Raw genomic sequence first — 16233 nt, 5'->3', positions numbered from 1 at the left:
CCTTCTTTTTTTATTTTGTTGAATTGTTAGTATGTTACAAGTTAAACCCACTGTTAACAAATTTCCTTGCAACTAGGGAACCAAGCGTTTTTCAATAATATAGTCAACGTTTCAATTTTATTTTCTGGAATGCTACCAAATCCGAGTAATACGTATGATTCCTTACGGAAATCATTCACGAAATCATATGGAGAAAGCGGGTATAATTTAACGCTTTGTTTTTTAGCGGATTCAATCAGTTCGTTTTCATTCATACTGTTATGGACACATAAAACAATATGAAGTCCGGACTGTTCGCCAAGAATTTGAACATTAGCCCCCATTTCTTTCATAATGGATTTTACTAACGCATGATGTTTTCTTTTATATAGTGTACGACTCCGGTTAAGATGACGTTCCCAATTCCCGCTTTGTATAAAGTTAGCAAAAGCAAGTTGTTGTATTGTAGCGACTGTTTGTTTAAAAATTCCATGCAGTTCTTGATATGTTTTTAAAAGATGTGGTGGTAAAACAACATATCCCATTCGTAAAGAAGGTAAAAAAGATTTTGAGAAAGTCCCCATATAAATAACGCGTTCATTTGAATCAAGACTTTGTAAAGAAGGAATCGGCTTACCAGCGTAGCGAAACTCTCCGTCATAGTCATCTTCAATAATGTATCCATTGCAATCATTAGCCCACTTTAACAATTCTAATCTTCTAGATAAAGGCATAATAATCCCGAGTGGAAATTGGTGTGATGGTGTAACGTATGCGACATTGGAATTTGTATTGTATAAGCTAGAAATATCAATTCCTTTTTCATCCAATGGTATGGGATGAATTTGTCTATCACAGCTTTTAATGATTGCGTGTATACGGTGAAATCCAGGGTTTTCAATGCCGTATTCTTTTGTAGGGCCAAGCAGTTGAAGTAGTAGCCAGAGAAGTGGCTGCGTTCCGGCACCAATAATAATTTGATCAGGTGAAGAATGTACACCGCGAGAGTGATATAAATATGTTGATATATGCTCTCGAAGAGCGAATTCACCTTGAGGATCTTCTTTGGAAAATAGTGCATTTTCGTATTTAAGTATGGATTCTTGTAATGCTCGTTTCCAATTTGTAATCGGAAAAGCAGTTTGATCAATAAGCCCTTGGCTACAATCATATTCGAATTTTTCGTCTATTAAATTGCTCGTCTTCATTGCTGCATTTCGTTTTTTATTTGGGATAACGTCAATATCGAAATTTGCTACAAAAATACCACGTTTCGGTTTACTTTCTACATAACCTTCAGCTAATAATTGTTGATAAGCTGATTCAACAGTAATGCGGCTAATATTAAGTTGTGATGCTAAATTTCTGTGTGAGGGTAGACGTGTGCCAACAGAAATACGCCCTTGTATAATTTCAGCTTTTATATATTCGTAAATTTGCAAGTAAATAGGTGTGTTACTTTGTAATTGCAATGGGATAGTAAAATCCATATAAAACTCTCCTTTAAAACTGGCCTTATAAAAAATTCTTAAACTGCCACTTAAGTAAAGGGCAGTTGCTTTCTATAATAATGATATAACATTTAGAAAATTATATAAATAGTTAGGGGAGAGTTAAAAATGAATGTTAAAGAAGTAGTAACAGAAGAGCAATTACATGAAGTATTACCTGTTTTACAGCAATTAAGAACGAAACTTTCAAAAGAGGAAACAAGCTCTTTATTTCGAAATATGAAAGAAGAAAATTATAAACTATTTTCGCTGCGTAATGAGGAGGATGAAGTTGTTAGCCTTGCAGGTGTAGCGATTTGTACGAACTTTTATAATAAGAAGCACGTTTTCGTATATGACCTTGTAACAGCAGACGCACATCGTTCAAAAGGACATGGAAATGTATTACTTTCGTATATAGAGAACTGGGGAAAGGAAAACGGATGTGAATCTATCGTCCTCACATCAGCATTTCCAAGAATTGATGCTCATCGTTTTTATGAAAGAGAAGGGTATGATAAAGTGAGTTATTCTTTTCATAAAGAATTATAAATAATAAGAAGAAGCTGTCCCGCAAAAGTTGGGAACAGCTTCTTCTTATTTATTAAGTTATTATTGAACGGTAAATAGGTTGTAAGTTATGGTATATGTATTTGAAAAGGTTATATAGTGTATTTTGTCGAATTGTTTTAATTTAATAAAGAGAATGATTGGAGCGCTTATACTTGAAGAAAATAAAGAAACTATCAATCCCTAATGATGCTAGAGTTATCGTCATATCTGATATTCATGGAGAATTAAATCTTTTAAAAGAAGCACTACATAAAGTTAACTTTAAAGATGAAGATTATTTAATTATTAATGGAGATCTTTGTGAGAAAGGACGAGATAGTGTAGGCGTAGTAAACTACGTTATGAATCTTGTAAAGAACAATTCAAATGTTCACGTTGTTGAAGGGAATTGTGAAGTTTTAGTTGATGCTCTTCTAAATGAAAATCCTCGTCTTATTAATTATTTATGTACGAGAAAGCATTCGATTTTTAATGAATGGCTAGAGCAATTGGATTTTTCAGTTCATAAAGGCACTTCAATTCGTGAAGTGAGAGAAGCATTGCTAAGTGAATTTTCACAAGAAATACATTGGCTAACGGAGTTGCCGACAGCGATTGAAACAGAAGATTATATTTTTGTGCATGCCGGGCTAGAAGATAGAGTAGAGTGGAAAGAAACAGAGCGCAAAAATGCGATAGCAATGCCAGAGTTTTTTAATAAATCACATAAAGCAAATAAGTATGTAATAGTTGGTCATTGGCCTGTCGTGAACTATGCAGAAGAAGCACCGTCTAACAATCCAGTTATTGATAAGGAGAAAAAAATTATTGCAATTGATGGAGGAAATGCAATTAAAGAAGCAGGACAATTAAATGTATTTATTATTCAGAGGAAACCAACAAGTGATACGTTTTCTTATACATATGTAGACTATTTTCCAGAGTATGAAGTAATAGCGGATTTTAATGCGAATTCAGAAATGCAGGGCGGAGTGACATATCCGTATTATTACATAGAGCCTATCGAGAAGATGCAAGATTACACAATATGTAAGCAAAAGGAAACAAATAAATTACTCACTGTAAAAAATGAATATATGAAACAACTTGAGTCAGGTGAATATACAGTGAAAACTGATATTTCTTGTGCGCAAATAAGCGTTAGAAAAGGAGATATCGTTTCTCTCATTGATGATAGCTGTTCAGGATATGATTTAATTAAAAAAGGTGGCGTAGAGGGTTGGATAGAGAAAGGGATTTTGCTTGAGGTGAATAAAAAGGGAAATAATATATTGAGCTGAAATAGGAGGGGATAACCTCCTATTTTTTATTACCTATTAACCTTTTAAATTAGTGGACTGCCTGCTGTCTTTAATAAGTAAATAAATCGTACTCGGTAGAATGATAAGCGTCATTCCTAAAAAAATCGCTAGTATACCATAACCTCTATACGGAGCAGAAACGATAAACGGAAGTATCGAAAAAAAAATACCTGCTATCATCATTGAAATACTACTAATATTTGAAGCTCTTTTTTCGAGGTACTTATCATTCCATTCTAATGAAACGGTTGATTTAGTCGTATCAATTTTGGAACTGAAATAACCTATTAATATAAATAAAAGCCCTAATGCTAAAAATATGAAATGATCAAGAGGAAGTGAAAAGCCAAGAGCGATGAGGGCAATGACAATATCGACAAAAAATAAGAATAGTAACATTGTGTTGCCGATCCAATGGAGAAATTTCTGGTTACTCGCTGCTTTAGATAAAGCTAAAAATACAAAGAATAAGAAGGAACATATAATTATATTTACGATTACAAAAGTGCTTTTATCCATTGTTGATGTAGGCGTTCCATTGAAGTCCCATTTCGTAACAATATTTGATGGTAAGAAGAAATATAGAATAATATTTGTCGTAATAATAGTGAGAAATAAAGCAATACTAAATCGATTATTCACTGAATCACCAGCTTTCTAAATCAATAATTGGTATCTAATAACAAAATTATACAATATAATATATGATATTAGTTTTGATTTTTCTGAAAAAATATTATAATTATATATGAAATAAAGAGAAATGCAGGAGGGAATTATGCAAAACGTTGTATTAAAGGGGAAGAAAGTTACAATTCGTACAATAGAAGAATCAGATATAAAAACATTATGGAATATCATATTTAAAGAAGAAAGCCCAGAATGGAAGAAATGGGATGCGCCATATTTCCCGTTCTCAATGCAAGAATACTCTTCCTATAAAGAGAAGATGCAAACTCGTTTAAAAGAAGAACCATTGTCAAATTTAATTATAGAAAATAACGGTCAAATCATTGGGACAGTCGGGTTTTATTGGGAATATAAACCGTCGCGTTGGTTAGAGATGGGGCTTGTGATTTATGACCCAACATACTGGAATGGTGGTTACGGTACGGAAGTATTGACATTATATAGAGATTTGCTATTTGAAAAAATGGAGATTGGTAGAGTAGGAATCACGACTTGGTCTGGCAATGAACGAATGATGAAAGTAGCAGAGAAAATAGGAATGAGCTTAGAAGGTAGAATGCGAAAGTGTCGTTATTATAACGGAATATACTATGATTCTATTCGAATGGGCATGATTCGTGAAGAATGGGAAGCGCTATGTGTAACGAAGGGGTGAGAAAGATTGTACGCTATCATAGCTACATTTGATCGTGTGTTTACTAATAAAATTACAGAATTACAAAATAAATTAACAAATGTAATTGGAACAAATCAATTAGCTGGAGTAGAACCTCATATAACGATTGCGGATTATAATGAGTTAGATGTTAATTTGTATATTGAAAAATTAAAGGAATTTGTAGCTATTCAAGAAAACATGTCTGCAGTCACTTTTCCTTCTGTTGGAACTTTTCCTACTAACGGTACGGTTTTTCTAGCGCCGACTGTTACCGATGATTTATTGAGACTTCATCATTTTTATCATGATCATTTCAAAACTTTTCATGATAATTCAAATTCATATTATGTACCAGGAAAATGGGTTCCGCATTGTACGATTGCGAATCATTTGAATTCAACTCATTTTTTAAGTGCGATGGAGTATATATATGAGAATTTTGATGTTACAACAGCTTCGATTGAAAAGTTAAAATTAATTAAGGTCAATTATGAAAATGGTTCTGCCGTTTCTTCTAGTATATTAGCAGAATATAATTTAAAGAGAATGGAGACATCGAGATGACATATGTAATTAGAGAAATGAAGCAAGAAGATATTCAGGCTGTACAATCAGTAGCGAAAATAGCTTGGCATGATACATATGAAGGCATTATTCCGAGAGAGATTCAAGATAGTTTTTTAGACGAGGCATATTCTGATGAAAAAATGAAATATCGCCTTAAAAATACACATTTATTCGTTGCGGAAGAAGAGGGTGAAGTAATAGGATTTGCGAACTTTTCACCTGTTAGACTACAAAACGAAGCAGAATTAGGGGCAATTTATTTGTTACCAGATCAGCAAGGAAAAGGGATCGGAAGTGCTTTATTACAAAGAGGGATTAAGGCATTAAATGGGATACGGAAATTGTACATACATGTAGAAGCTGCAAATGAAAAAGGAAAACGCTTTTATGAAGCGAAAGGTTTTGCTGAATTAGAGCAATTTGAAGAAGACTTTGAAGGACATATGATGCAGACAGTAAGGATGGTTTTATACGTATAAGGAGGACTAGTAATGAAAACTTTTGATTTTAGTGAAAAAGTAGGAAAGCACTTATCAGTATTTCAATCTAATTTCATCATGTCGAAAATAGTAAACCATCAAGGAAATGTACATATCGGTGCTATGCATTTACACGAGAATGGAATCATCGGTAATCATGAAGCAGTTGTATCTCAACTGCTTCTTATTGTTAATGGAGAAGGGTATGTATGCGGAACGGATAAAGAAAAAGCAAAGGTGGAAGCGGGAAAAGCTGTATTTTGGGAGAGGGGCGAATTTCATGAGATAAGTACGGAAAAGGGGTTGATGGCAATTTTGATTGAGTCGGAGGAACTTGAGAAAGGAGTTTTAATGAAAGAAGTGAGAAAAATTTGATGATAAAGATGTGTAAGGGGAGGATTACTATGCGCAAAGTTACACAAATAGTAATATGTGCGGCTGCAGCACTATTAATCACACTAGTTATGATAAATGGATAAATGTGGAAAGGTAAAATTGTTATTTCACTAGCTGTTCTTATATTTACTGGATTTTCTCTAGTATGGAACACATTTGTTATAAATCTTATGGAGAAATTCAATAGAAAAAGGAGTAACTAAATGCGACCTTTCAAGCGAATGAGAACTATATATTTAATAACAGTACCTATAATTGCATTACTCTCATTATTTTTTCCACAGTCATTAGAAGATCGTATACTTAATTTCTTTTTGTACTTGTTTTTGGCGGATTAGCAATTGGATTTATATATATAATGGGATTTATTGGAATAAAAAAGGTAAAAGGGAATGACAATGAAGCTTTTATAAGTGGGAACAGTAGTAAAGCCCAAAGGTGTAGATTTGTAAAATTTGAGAGGACGGATAATGAGTAGTAAGATAGGGAGGAAAGTTGAAATGGATCCAATCAAAGTGAGAAAATATATTACATATGTTGCAGTTGCGATACTTCTTATATTTGCTATGTTATTGCCATATAGCCTACTTAAAAAGATGGCTCTTATTATTTTTGTTTTAATTTTAGGGGCTATTTCCTTAGGGGCGAATAAAGTGGTAGGACGAATACATAACAAATTTAAACAATAATAAAGTTTGAAAAAGGATAGGGATAATCCACTATTAATTAGGAAAAGAAACGGGATTATACGTTAGAGATGGTTATAGGATAGGTGATACTAATAAATTGAAGGATTAAGAGAGGGGCATATTAATATGCAATCATTTAAGGCCGGAAAATATATTACATATGTTGCAATTGCTATATTACTTGTAGTCGCTATTATGTCTCCTTATGAATTACCTAAAAAGATTGGCTTTATTATAGGTTTTCTTATTTTAGGGGTATGTGCACTTGGTACTAATAAACTTTACGAACGGATGTATAGTAAACTTAATAAAAAATAAGACTAATAAAATAGGGGAATTATCACAATAATTTTCCCCATTAAGAGAGATTTCAGGAAGAGTAGCCTGCACAGGTTGCTCTTTTTTGTGTACAAATAATCTAGGAAAAGAATACTAGGAATTGCTTCTCTTGAGAATGGGAGTTTTCGGATTTTTAAGAGTATAAAAAATATTGTTCTGTAAAATAAATTTTCTATGGTAAAATATCCTATATAGATATTTAAAAGGGGAATGGCTATGGGGAATATAAAAGTTACTCCTGAACAGTTGCGAAAAGTGGCAGGGACTATTAGATCAACTATCATGAATGCAACTGCAACACAGGAGCGACTAAAACGAGATATTGATATGATTTCTAGTAATTGGTTGGGCTCAACTTATATGAAATTTAATACGGATTTCCGTGATTCATCATTTAAAATGGCACAATTTATAACCATATTAGAGCCGCTTGAGAAGTTTCTACTTGATTCTGCTAATAAATTCGAACAGGTAGATAATATGGATGTTGCCATTACGATGGCTTCTGGTATTCTTAATAAAAATAATGATAAAGTCGAATATCTTACAGGTAAGGCAGAAGGTGCTGAAGGAGATCGACTTGGAGGGAAATTAGAAGGTACAGTAGTAAATGGTGAGTTTGAATTAAGTAAGGATAGTAAAATAAATACAAAGTTCGGTACTGGTTCTGTAGAGCTAAATATTCCGTATAGTAAAGAAACACTCCGCGAGGATGCTTCTAGTGGTAACTTGATTGGTGGAAAAGTGGAGGCACGTGCTCAAGAAACATCTTATGTAAGAACGGATATTCCTTATATGGAAGATATAACTGTAACTCAAAAAATGCACGATTTTAGTAGTATTGTAGGTTATGATGAGTATACAGCCAAGGTAGGTGCGGAATATAGTTCGCGCAAGTATGAATTGCTTTTAGAGAAAATTGATGTTCCGGATATTATTCCGTATTTCAGTGATCACGATATAACAATCCGCTTAGAATTGGGAGTAGGGACTTATGGGTATAAGCTTCACATGGGTCAAGAGAAAGGTTTTTATGCATCATACGAAGGTTTTGGAGGAGGTTTTTTCTTGAAACCTGAAAAAAAGGAGTAATCACACATGTTTAAACAAGGACGTATTTTGATGTATATTTTTACCGTGGTTTTATTTTTTTCTTCATTCTTTTTTCCGCAGCCAATGGAAAAAAGGTTTTTAACAGCTATTGCAGCATTGATTATTGGTGGAATAGGTATTGGAATTTCCTATCTATTAGAAATTTTGAGTAACAAGTCGAAGAATATATCAAAAAAGAACGGAGAATGACGATGGAGCTTTTCCCGATTGGTTCAGTTGTGCAGCTAAAAGATCTAAACCAACCTGTTATGATTATTGGAAGAATGGTCATTTCAGCAGATAAACTTGATTTTGATTACGTAGGGGTTCTTTATCCGGTTGGTTATTTAGGCGATGAAAAAGTGTTATGCTTTAATCATGATAAGATTGTAGAGGAAATACATAGAGGGTATTTGAATGAGAGTGAATTAATTTTACGTGAGAGATTAGTGGAATTGTAAAAATATTGAAAAATACATATTGATTTTAAAAATACGATAGGGGAAACAAAATGGGAAAGATAATGAGAACTATAGTAATCATTGGCATACTTGTTCCTCCAGTGCTGCTGTGGAGTGCACCTGGTATTCCTTTAAATGATAAACTGCTGTTTACAGGTTTACAACTAACTGTAGGATTCACCACAGTAGTAGCGTTAGAGATTATATTTAAAAATCGAAAAAAGAAGAGGGCAAAATAGAGATAGATTGTATGGAATAACAGCTGAAAATATGTAACATGTATTATTAATCGTTTTACTTGGGAGGTGACCTACTGGTTGCCTCTTTTAACGTTATGCTTATAGTTTTATCTGAAAAAGAAAAAAGGAGCAATCAAGCATGTTTAAACAAGGGCATATTTTAATGTGTACTTTTACCGCAGTGCTATTTTTTCTTCCTTCTTCTTTCCACAGCCAATGGGAAAAAAGGTTTTAACAGCTATTGTTGCTCTAATTATTGGTGGAGTAGGTATTGGAATTTCCTATTTATTAGAAAATTTCAGTAGCAAGTCGAAAAATATATCTAAATAAGAAAAGAGAATAACGATAAAGCGTTCCTAATTGGTTTAGTTGAAAAGATAAAAGATTTAAATTGTTTTTTTATGTTATAGAAATTAACAAGCGTTAACAAGTAAATACGTAGTATATCATATAGTAACGGCAAGCGGAGTACATGTGAATAGATATTAGTTAAGAAGAGGCTACTTATAATAGGCAGCCTCTCCTGCGTGTATTATGCATTATTATCGATACATCGTCCACATCCCAATGTCTTTAAACCCTAGTCGTTTATAAATACGTCCAGCAGCTGGATTGTTATAAAACAAACAAAGCGTTCGGCCTTCATTCGTAAAGTCTTGAATCATTTTTTGTAATATGAGCGAAGCGTATCCGCTTCCGCGATAATTCGGATGTGTACATACGCCAACTACCATAGCGGATAATGAATTTTCAGCGGAAGTAGAGGCGGATGCAATAATAGCACCGTCTTTTTCAATATAATATGTGCGTCCTGTATTTGTTTTGAGAGCTTGTCTTAATATTTTCTCTGATTCATTAGCAACTGGAAATTCAGCAATGTTACCTCGCAATTGCATAATTCGCTCTACATCATCTAGTGTGGCAAGTTTAATTGTTTCTTGGATAGGCGTGCTAGGTAAGTTGTTGTCATTTAGACATTCGCAAAAATACATTTCATTTTTGGCGCCTAATTGTAGACTTGGAGAAGTTTCAAACCTTTCTACAATAGTTGACTTGCCAGAGAGTTTAAGCGGTTTATATGCGGAAAGAAGTACCTCATAATCAAGGGTAACAAAGTCTTCTTTACTATATGGTATAAATGAATCGTGGAATCGGAGTAGAATTGATTTTAATGTCCCATTCTCTTTAAATACTCCCCATAATTCTTGGAAATCTGTGTCATAACCGAAAGCTTCAATATCTCCAATAATAAACAAGTTAATGGCTGCTTCTTCTTTTAGGTAAGCGAATACTTGTTCATGATCTTTCTTTGTTAATTTTCGTATCATAAAGAATCGACCTCTTTTTTTATTTTTCTAAATATTACAACTTAAGTTTTTTGAAATCAATATAAAATTTTATGTTTAGTTCACAAACTTTCGGAAAAACTAGGAAAGATATGACAAAGGAGGTTATGAACGGTGGATCATCCAATTCAAGGGTTAATGAAAGCAGCAATGGAAAATTTAAAAGAAATGGTTGATGTAAATACGATTGTTGGAGAGCCTGTTCAAACGGCTGACGGTGGTGTGGTGTTAACGGTTTCTAAAGTAGCGTTCGGTTTTGGAGCAGGAGGTTCTGATTTCCAAACGAATGATGGACAAAGAGCGAACGGTAACCCTGCATTTGGTGGCGGTAGCGCGGGTGGTGTTTCGATTACACCAGTAGCATTTCTTGTGGTGAATAAAGATGGAGTAAATATTCTTCATTTACAAAATGCGACACATTTAGCAGAAAAAATGATTGAATTAGCTCCACAAACAATTGATAAAATTCAATCGATGTTCCAAAAAGAAGAAAAGAAAGAGGGAAATCATCATCCTCAAAACCCTGATGAAATCCTTTAAAAACGCCTGCTTATGAGCAGGCGTTTTTTCTTGTAATCACTATGTAATAAAACACATGAAATTGTAAATAGTTTTTGAAGTTTTTTCTATGTTTCTAAAATTTTTCATGTTAAAATATGCTATAGAATTGAAACATATAAAACGAAGGTGGCTAGGTGCTTTGTCTGGAGGATCTGACCAAGTAAAGAATATGATATATATTAATGGTAATCGTCGAGGTCATTGTTTTATTACATCAGGAATTACGTTTAAAGAGTTTGCGAGTAACATCCCTTCACCGCTTCATCAAGTGTTGCTTTTGAAGCACAACTTTGAATGGACGGATTTTCATTATCATACTTTATTTGAATATGTTGAGGAAGAAAATATACATAAGTTAATTCAAGCAGAGATTGATGAATTTGATGAATTTTGTTGGGTAGATTTTGATGATGCAAGCGATTTAGATGAATTAGAGCCGAAAGAAATTGCAGAATTATTATATTTGGCTCACAAAAAAGAACCACTTGCAAGAACATTCTTTCCGTTACTGAAAAATAGATTTGTTTATTTTTCACATGATGACGGATGGTACAACAAAGTGTATTATCGTAGAATTGCTGACTTTGTAGGAATGTTAAGTAAAGTCATTCCGTATAAACTCGGTGCTTTCGGTAAGAAACGTTTTTCTTTCTTCCAAAAATCAAAAATTTTCCCAGCAATTTCAAAAGAATTGATTATGGGACTTATTCCACTAATGGAAGATGGTCTTTACATAGATCTAGCAGGGAAGATTGAGTCAAGAAGAGGTCTTGAAATTCCGGTATATGTAGTTGGTTCGTATGAAAGTACGGATGAGGTGCTAGATAATATCGATGAATTGAAAGAGGAAGCAACAGAAACAGGTTGGCTCATTTTTGATAAGAAAGAACAAGAGTGGCAATGGGTTGTTGACTAAGAAAACTTGGCGCATGAAGTCAAGTTTTCTTGTCATTTGAAAGGAGTACAAATGAAGAAATATTATACAATTGTGGGTATTGTAAGTATTATTCTCGTGGCAATATTACTTATAACTTGTCCGAAAGAATCAGATTTTAAAGTGTATGTAGAGGATAAGTATGCGTTGAATTGTAATGAGAGTAGTTTTGAATGCACGCAAAATGTAGATGGTAAAAAAGAAAAACTACAATTTGAAAGTACAGATGCACGAAATGGTGTATTCTTTATGACTGTAAAGCAAACATTTAAAACAGAAGCTGGTGTTTCAAAAGAATATAGCGGAGTAGGAATGTTTGGTACATTTCTTTTTGTTTCAGAGAAGACTTTCTAGTAATAGAAGGTCTTTTTTTTATGCTTATGTTCATATAGATGAAGTAAGACAAGCATAGGAGGGATAGCGATGAAGAACACATGTATCGTTTGCGGTGGTGAGGAGTTTTTTTCCTCAACATTATATGCACGTACGAAACAAGATTGGGCATATGCACCAAACATGTATCGGTTTGAAAAAGTATTTATTGAGCATCGAGATGAAGAAAATTATCCAGTGTTTCAAGAAATTACAGCGAAACATTGTTGTGGATGCGGTCATATTATGTTGTATCATGAATGAACACACCAAGTATAACTTGGTGTGTTTTTTTAAAACGCTGACAAAGCAAGCGGATAAAGTAAAGTAAATAAAACAGAAAAACTACCAAAACCAATTGCTGTATATCCAAGTGTTCTTGCTCCGAAATTGACAGCTAATAGGCCAACTAAAATTGCTAGGGAGCCAAGCGTAACTGGATAAAAAGCAATGGAGAATAACGAAAGAAATAAAGCGACATAGCCTACCATTGCGCCGGTATTTGTACCTTCTATCTCATTTGCAATTTCTTTACGCTTATGTCTAATTGGAATGCCAGCTGGTGATATTTCAGCAGCATACTCTTCGTTTTTTTCACCACTTTTAAAATGATGATTTCTCTTTCTTCGCATGTACATCCCTCTCTTTCAATTGGGTGTATCTATAGTATCTTTCAAAATGAGAAGAGCATGAGTATGAGTTAAACCCAAGTAAAGCAAAAAATGGAGAATACGTATTCCATCGTTAACATATCCATTTCCTATTGAAGATAAAGTGCGGGATTTTTTCCATCACGACTGATTATCAGCCAGCAACAATTGTATTTTTATGAGCAGTTCTCTCCCATTAACTGGTCCGCATCCATTGAATTTTGAGGTAGGTGTCTTACTGCAAGCAGGATAAAACAGGAATTTTGGAAAATGATGTAGAATGAAATGAATGATAATACGTGAAGGTAGGGGAATGTATGACAACATTTAATTGGCATGAATCAGCAGAGAAGAAATGGGATAGTAGTGCGGAGTTTTGGAATAAAAATAGTCAGGAAATGTGGGATAGCGGGAGTAGGAGCACAATTATTCCGTTTTTTGAACAATACGTAAAGAAAGAAGCACAAGTGCTCGATGTTGGTTGTGGTGATGGGTACGGTACATATAAATTAAGTAGCGCAGGCTATAAAGCAGTGGGAGTAGATTTATCGGAAGTGATGATTCAAAAAGGTAAGGAGCGCGGAGAAGGACCAAATTTATCTTTTATAAAAGGAGATCTTTCTGCATTACCATTTGAAAATGAGCAATTTGAATCAATTATGGCAATTAATTCTTTAGAATGGACGGAAGAGCCATTACGAGCATTAAATGAAATAAAGCGTGTGTTAAAGAAAGATGGATATGCATGTATTGCAATTTTAGGACCGACAGCAAAGCCACGAGAGAACAGTTATCCTCGCTTGTATGGAAAAGACGTTGTTTGTAATACGATGATGCCTTGGGAATTTGAACAGTTAGCGAAAGAACAAGGTTTTAAAGTTATAGATGGCATCGGCGTATATAAGCGCGGAGTAAATGAGAAGATGTTAGGTCAACTACCTACAGAGTTACAACAATCGTTAACATTCTTATGGGTATTTATGTTAAAAAACGTATAAAGAAATGAAAGAATTTTTAAGAGGTAAATAAGTGCAGAAAATACAAAAAACTGATACAATATCATCAGAACCAATTAAAGGGGGACTAGGGTATATGACAACTACTACAACAGTGAAATCCGATATTGAAATCGCACAAGAAGCGAGTATGAAGAAGATTCAAGAAATTGCAGCTGATTTAAATATTTTAGAAGATGAATTAGAGCCATACGGGCATTATAAAGGTAAGTTATCTCTTGATATTTTTAAGCGCTTACAAGATGAGAAAGACGGTAAAGTTGTTTTAGTAACAGCAATTAACCCAACTCCAGCTGGAGAAGGTAAATCAACAGTAACAGTTGGTTTAGGTCAAGCTTTTAACAAAATTGGTAAGAAAACAGTAATTGCACTTCGTGAACCATCTCTTGGACCGACGATGGGATTAAAAGGTGGAGCAGCAGGTGGCGGTTTTTCACAAGTCGTACCAATGGAAGACATTAACCTTCACTTTACTGGAGATATCCATGCGATCACAACTGCCAATAACGCATTAGCAGCGTTTATTGATAATCATATCCAACAAGGAAACACACTTGGAATTGATACGCGTAAAATTGTTTGGAAACGCTGTGTTGACTTAAATGATCGTGCCCTTCGTAACGTAGTAATTGGTCTTGGTGGACCTGTACAAGGTGTACCACGTGAAGACGGTTTTGACATTACAGTCGCATCTGAAATTATGGCCGTATTCTGCCTTGCAACAGATATTCAAGACTTAAAAGCGCGTCTATCTCGCATCGTAGTTGCTTATAACTTTGCAAATCAACCTGTAACGGTTAAAGATTTAGGTGTAGAAGGTGCGTTAACGCTATTATTAAAAGACGCATTAAAACCAAACTTAGTACAAACATTAGAAAATACACCAGCTATTATTCATGGCGGACCATTTGCGAATATTGCTCACGGTTGTAACAGTGTTATCGCTACGACAATGGCAGCAAAATTAGGTGATTATGTTATTACAGAAGCTGGATTTGGTGCTGATTTAGGCGCTGAGAAGTTTTTAGATATTAAAGCTCGTGCAGCTGGCATTAAACCAGAAGCAGTTGTTATTGTTGCGACGATTCGTGCGCTTAAAATGCATGGTGGCGTAGCAAAAGATCAATTAAAAGAAGAAAATGTAGATGCATTAGCAAAAGGTATGGAAAACTTACAGAAGCATGTTGAAACAATTCAAAGCTTTGGTGTGCCTTTCGTAATTGCAATTAATAAATTCATTACAGATACAGATGCAGAAGTTACATACTTACAAGAGTGGTGTAATGAGCGTGGCTATGCAGTATCCTTAACAGAAGTTTGGGAGAAGGGTGGCCAAGGCGGAGTTGACCTTGCTGAAAAAGTACTAAAAGAAATCGAAAAAGGTGAAAACAACTACGCACCACTTTATGAATTAGAATTACCATTAGAAGAAAAAATTCGTACAATTGCTCAAAAAGTGTATGGCGCAAAAGATATTGAATTTGCTCCGAAAGCACGTAAGCAATTAGCTCAATATGAAGGAGAAGGTTGGAGTAACCTACCAGTTTGTATGGCGAAAACACAATACTCTCTTTCTGACGATGCAACAAAATTAGGTCGTCCATCTGACTTTATCGTTACAATTCGTGAGTTAAAACCATCTATCGGTGCAGGCTTTATCGTTGCGTTAACAGGTACAATGTTAACAATGCCAGGTCTTCCAAAACAACCAGCAGCACTTCAAATGGATGTAAATGAAGATGGAAAAGCAGTAGGTTTATTCTAAAAGGTTGTAATTCATCTCGTTTATCTGTAAACTATATATACATCAAGTGGCGCCTTTCCATCGAAAGGCGCCTGTTTTTTGGAGGAAATTATGTTTGATCCAACTGCTTTTGACAATTTAAAAGTAATCGTAGAAGGTGCTGTGTATGATTTTGATCTACATGGAGATATTCTTGTAACAGATCGAAAAGATATGATGGACCTTGCCTCATTAAGTCGTATATATCATATCTCATTTCAATTAACAGAACCGTTCGAACCATTAGTAGAAGCAACATTTTCATTATCTGTGGATGCAAAGAACTTGTCTGGTGAAATACTAGAAGTGCCTCAGTTTACACCAGGTTGTGAAATGAAGCTAGCATTTTCATTCCCGTTAGAACAACCAGAAGTAGGATGCGAAGAAATTGAAACTTTAATGCGTTCTATATGGGGAAAAGAAAGAATGATTATGCAGAAAGTTTCATACGAATATAATAAGCAAGCGATTTCATATCATAATAAGGTAGAGGTTCTATTTCAAAAAGCGATTACAGAAGACCATGTTGATGATTTAATAGCTGTTATTTCACACATGATAGAAACGGTGCGAACAATACAGCATTTTCTTCAAAAATAGAGATAAAGGAGAAAAACA

The 16233-nt window shown here is 34.3% G+C and carries 23 protein-coding genes and 3 pseudogenes; 22 read left to right on the top strand and 4 right to left on the bottom strand.

The window, feature by feature from the left end:
• Positions 1–53: 53 nt before the first annotated feature.
• Positions 54–1469, bottom strand: coding sequence for a MocR-like pyridoxine biosynthesis transcription factor PdxR (gene pdxR / locus MR170_RS12200; RefSeq protein ID WP_242308334.1), 1416 nt, complete (start codon positions 1467–1469; stop codon positions 54–56).
• A 129-nt stretch (positions 1470–1598) separates the two neighbouring features.
• Here pdxR and MR170_RS12195 point away from each other — a divergent pair, with 129 nt between their 5' ends.
• Positions 1599–2021, top strand: a complete 423-nt coding sequence (locus MR170_RS12195; protein ID WP_016081922.1) for a GNAT family N-acetyltransferase — start codon at positions 1599–1601, stop codon at positions 2019–2021.
• Between the two features lie 173 nt (positions 2022–2194).
• The gene (locus tag MR170_RS12190) at positions 2195–3322 is read left to right on the top strand and encodes a metallophosphoesterase (protein ID WP_242308333.1); all 1128 of its coding nucleotides are present in this window, start codon (positions 2195–2197) and stop codon (positions 3320–3322) included.
• Positions 3323–3358: 36 nt separating this feature from the next.
• On the opposite strand, the gene MR170_RS12185 is transcribed toward MR170_RS12190, so the two are convergent.
• Positions 3359–3985 carry a DUF1648 domain-containing protein gene (locus MR170_RS12185; protein ID WP_242308332.1) on the bottom strand — a complete coding sequence of 209 codons (627 nt, stop codon included), beginning with the start codon at positions 3983–3985 and terminating at the stop codon, positions 3359–3361.
• 136 nt (positions 3986–4121) lie between these two features.
• On the opposite strand from MR170_RS12185, the gene MR170_RS12180 reads away from it, so the two are divergent.
• The 13 genes and pseudogenes from MR170_RS12180 (at position 4122) to MR170_RS32470 (ending at position 9283) form a co-directional block, all read left to right on the top strand.
• On the top strand, positions 4122–4688 hold the full coding sequence (locus tag MR170_RS12180) for a GNAT family N-acetyltransferase (RefSeq protein ID WP_242308331.1): 567 nt from the start codon (positions 4122–4124) through the stop codon (positions 4686–4688).
• A gap of 6 nt (positions 4689–4694) precedes the next feature.
• Positions 4695–5255 (top strand): 2'-5' RNA ligase family protein, encoded by a 561-nt coding sequence (locus tag MR170_RS12175; protein ID WP_000270897.1) that lies wholly within the window; start codon positions 4695–4697, stop codon positions 5253–5255.
• Complete coding sequence (locus MR170_RS12170) at positions 5252–5737, top strand: GNAT family N-acetyltransferase (RefSeq protein ID WP_000222835.1); 486 nt, start codon at positions 5252–5254, stop codon at positions 5735–5737. Before MR170_RS12175 ends, MR170_RS12170 begins: the two co-directional genes overlap by 4 nt.
• A 12-nt stretch (positions 5738–5749) precedes the next feature.
• Entirely contained in the window at positions 5750–6112 is a 363-nt protein-coding gene (locus MR170_RS12165) for a cupin (RefSeq protein WP_242308330.1), read from the top strand.
• A 29-nt stretch (positions 6113–6141) separates the two neighbouring features.
• Positions 6142–6336: pseudogene (locus tag MR170_RS12160) on the top strand (hypothetical protein).
• Positions 6337–6521, top strand: a pseudogene (locus MR170_RS32700) (hypothetical protein); the annotation flags it as partial.
• Positions 6522–6633: 112 nt separating this feature from the next.
• Positions 6634–6822: a hypothetical protein gene (locus tag MR170_RS12155; RefSeq protein ID WP_095691570.1), complete on the top strand. Its 189-nt coding sequence runs from the start codon at positions 6634–6636 to the stop codon at positions 6820–6822.
• A 126-nt stretch (positions 6823–6948) separates the two neighbouring features.
• Complete coding sequence (locus MR170_RS12150; protein WP_095691027.1) at positions 6949–7140, top strand: hypothetical protein; 192 nt, start codon at positions 6949–6951, stop codon at positions 7138–7140.
• Between the two features lie 237 nt (positions 7141–7377).
• Positions 7378–8253: a WXG100 family type VII secretion target gene (locus MR170_RS12145; protein ID WP_095691026.1), complete on the top strand. Its 876-nt coding sequence runs from the start codon at positions 7378–7380 to the stop codon at positions 8251–8253.
• Positions 8254–8259: 6 nt separating this feature from the next.
• Complete coding sequence (locus MR170_RS12140; RefSeq protein ID WP_088021999.1) at positions 8260–8463, top strand: hypothetical protein; 204 nt, start codon at positions 8260–8262, stop codon at positions 8461–8463.
• Positions 8464–8465: 2 nt separating this feature from the next.
• Positions 8466–8714, top strand: coding sequence for a DUF4176 domain-containing protein (locus tag MR170_RS12135; RefSeq protein ID WP_242308329.1), 249 nt, complete (start codon positions 8466–8468; stop codon positions 8712–8714).
• Between the two features lie 50 nt (positions 8715–8764).
• Positions 8765–8953 carry a hypothetical protein gene (locus MR170_RS12130; protein ID WP_000516417.1) on the top strand — a complete coding sequence of 63 codons (189 nt, stop codon included), beginning with the start codon at positions 8765–8767 and terminating at the stop codon, positions 8951–8953.
• 139 nt (positions 8954–9092) lie between these two features.
• Positions 9093–9283, top strand: a pseudogene (locus MR170_RS32470) (hypothetical protein).
• 212 nt (positions 9284–9495) lie between these two features.
• Here MR170_RS32470 and MR170_RS12125 read toward each other — a convergent pair.
• Positions 9496–10281 carry a GNAT family N-acetyltransferase gene (locus MR170_RS12125; RefSeq protein WP_242308328.1) on the bottom strand — a complete coding sequence of 262 codons (786 nt, stop codon included), beginning with the start codon at positions 10279–10281 and terminating at the stop codon, positions 9496–9498.
• Between the two features lie 132 nt (positions 10282–10413).
• Between MR170_RS12125 and ytfJ the strand changes: the two genes are divergently transcribed.
• The 4 genes from ytfJ (at position 10414) to MR170_RS12105 (ending at position 12430) form a co-directional block, all read left to right on the top strand.
• A complete protein-coding gene (gene ytfJ, locus MR170_RS12120) occupies positions 10414–10839 on the top strand; it encodes a GerW family sporulation protein (protein WP_000349991.1) in 426 nt (141 codons plus the stop codon).
• Between the two features lie 160 nt (positions 10840–10999).
• Complete coding sequence (locus MR170_RS12115) at positions 11000–11776, top strand: oxalate:formate antiporter (RefSeq protein WP_000014087.1); 777 nt, start codon at positions 11000–11002, stop codon at positions 11774–11776.
• A 51-nt stretch (positions 11777–11827) separates the two neighbouring features.
• The gene (locus MR170_RS12110) at positions 11828–12148 is read left to right on the top strand and encodes a hypothetical protein (protein ID WP_000761184.1); all 321 of its coding nucleotides are present in this window, start codon (positions 11828–11830) and stop codon (positions 12146–12148) included.
• A gap of 69 nt (positions 12149–12217) precedes the next feature.
• On the top strand, positions 12218–12430 hold the full coding sequence (locus MR170_RS12105; protein WP_000798747.1) for a hypothetical protein: 213 nt from the start codon (positions 12218–12220) through the stop codon (positions 12428–12430).
• Between the two features lie 29 nt (positions 12431–12459).
• Here the strand turns inward: MR170_RS12105 and MR170_RS12100 are convergent, their stop codons facing one another.
• Positions 12460–12798: a hypothetical protein gene (locus MR170_RS12100; RefSeq protein WP_001253201.1), complete on the bottom strand. Its 339-nt coding sequence runs from the start codon at positions 12796–12798 to the stop codon at positions 12460–12462.
• A 335-nt stretch (positions 12799–13133) separates the two neighbouring features.
• On the opposite strand from MR170_RS12100, the gene MR170_RS12095 reads away from it, so the two are divergent.
• From MR170_RS12095 to MR170_RS12085, 3 genes are all read left to right on the top strand, one after another.
• Positions 13134–13814 (top strand): class I SAM-dependent methyltransferase, encoded by a 681-nt coding sequence (locus tag MR170_RS12095; RefSeq protein ID WP_000206577.1) that lies wholly within the window; start codon positions 13134–13136, stop codon positions 13812–13814.
• A 94-nt stretch (positions 13815–13908) separates the two neighbouring features.
• On the top strand, positions 13909–15597 hold the full coding sequence (locus MR170_RS12090; protein ID WP_014482011.1) for a formate--tetrahydrofolate ligase: 1689 nt from the start codon (positions 13909–13911) through the stop codon (positions 15595–15597).
• A 90-nt stretch (positions 15598–15687) separates the two neighbouring features.
• Positions 15688–16215 carry a hypothetical protein gene (locus tag MR170_RS12085; RefSeq protein ID WP_000460216.1) on the top strand — a complete coding sequence of 176 codons (528 nt, stop codon included), beginning with the start codon at positions 15688–15690 and terminating at the stop codon, positions 16213–16215.
• Positions 16216–16233: the final 18 nt, after the last annotated feature.

It is taken from the genome of Bacillus cereus group sp. BfR-BA-01524, assembly GCF_022662595.1.
In the GTDB taxonomy this organism is placed as follows: domain Bacteria; phylum Bacillota; class Bacilli; order Bacillales; family Bacillaceae_G; genus Bacillus_A; species Bacillus_A thuringiensis_S.
The sequence above is the reverse complement of the archived record's forward strand: the minus strand, read 5'-3'. Positions and strand labels throughout refer to the sequence as shown.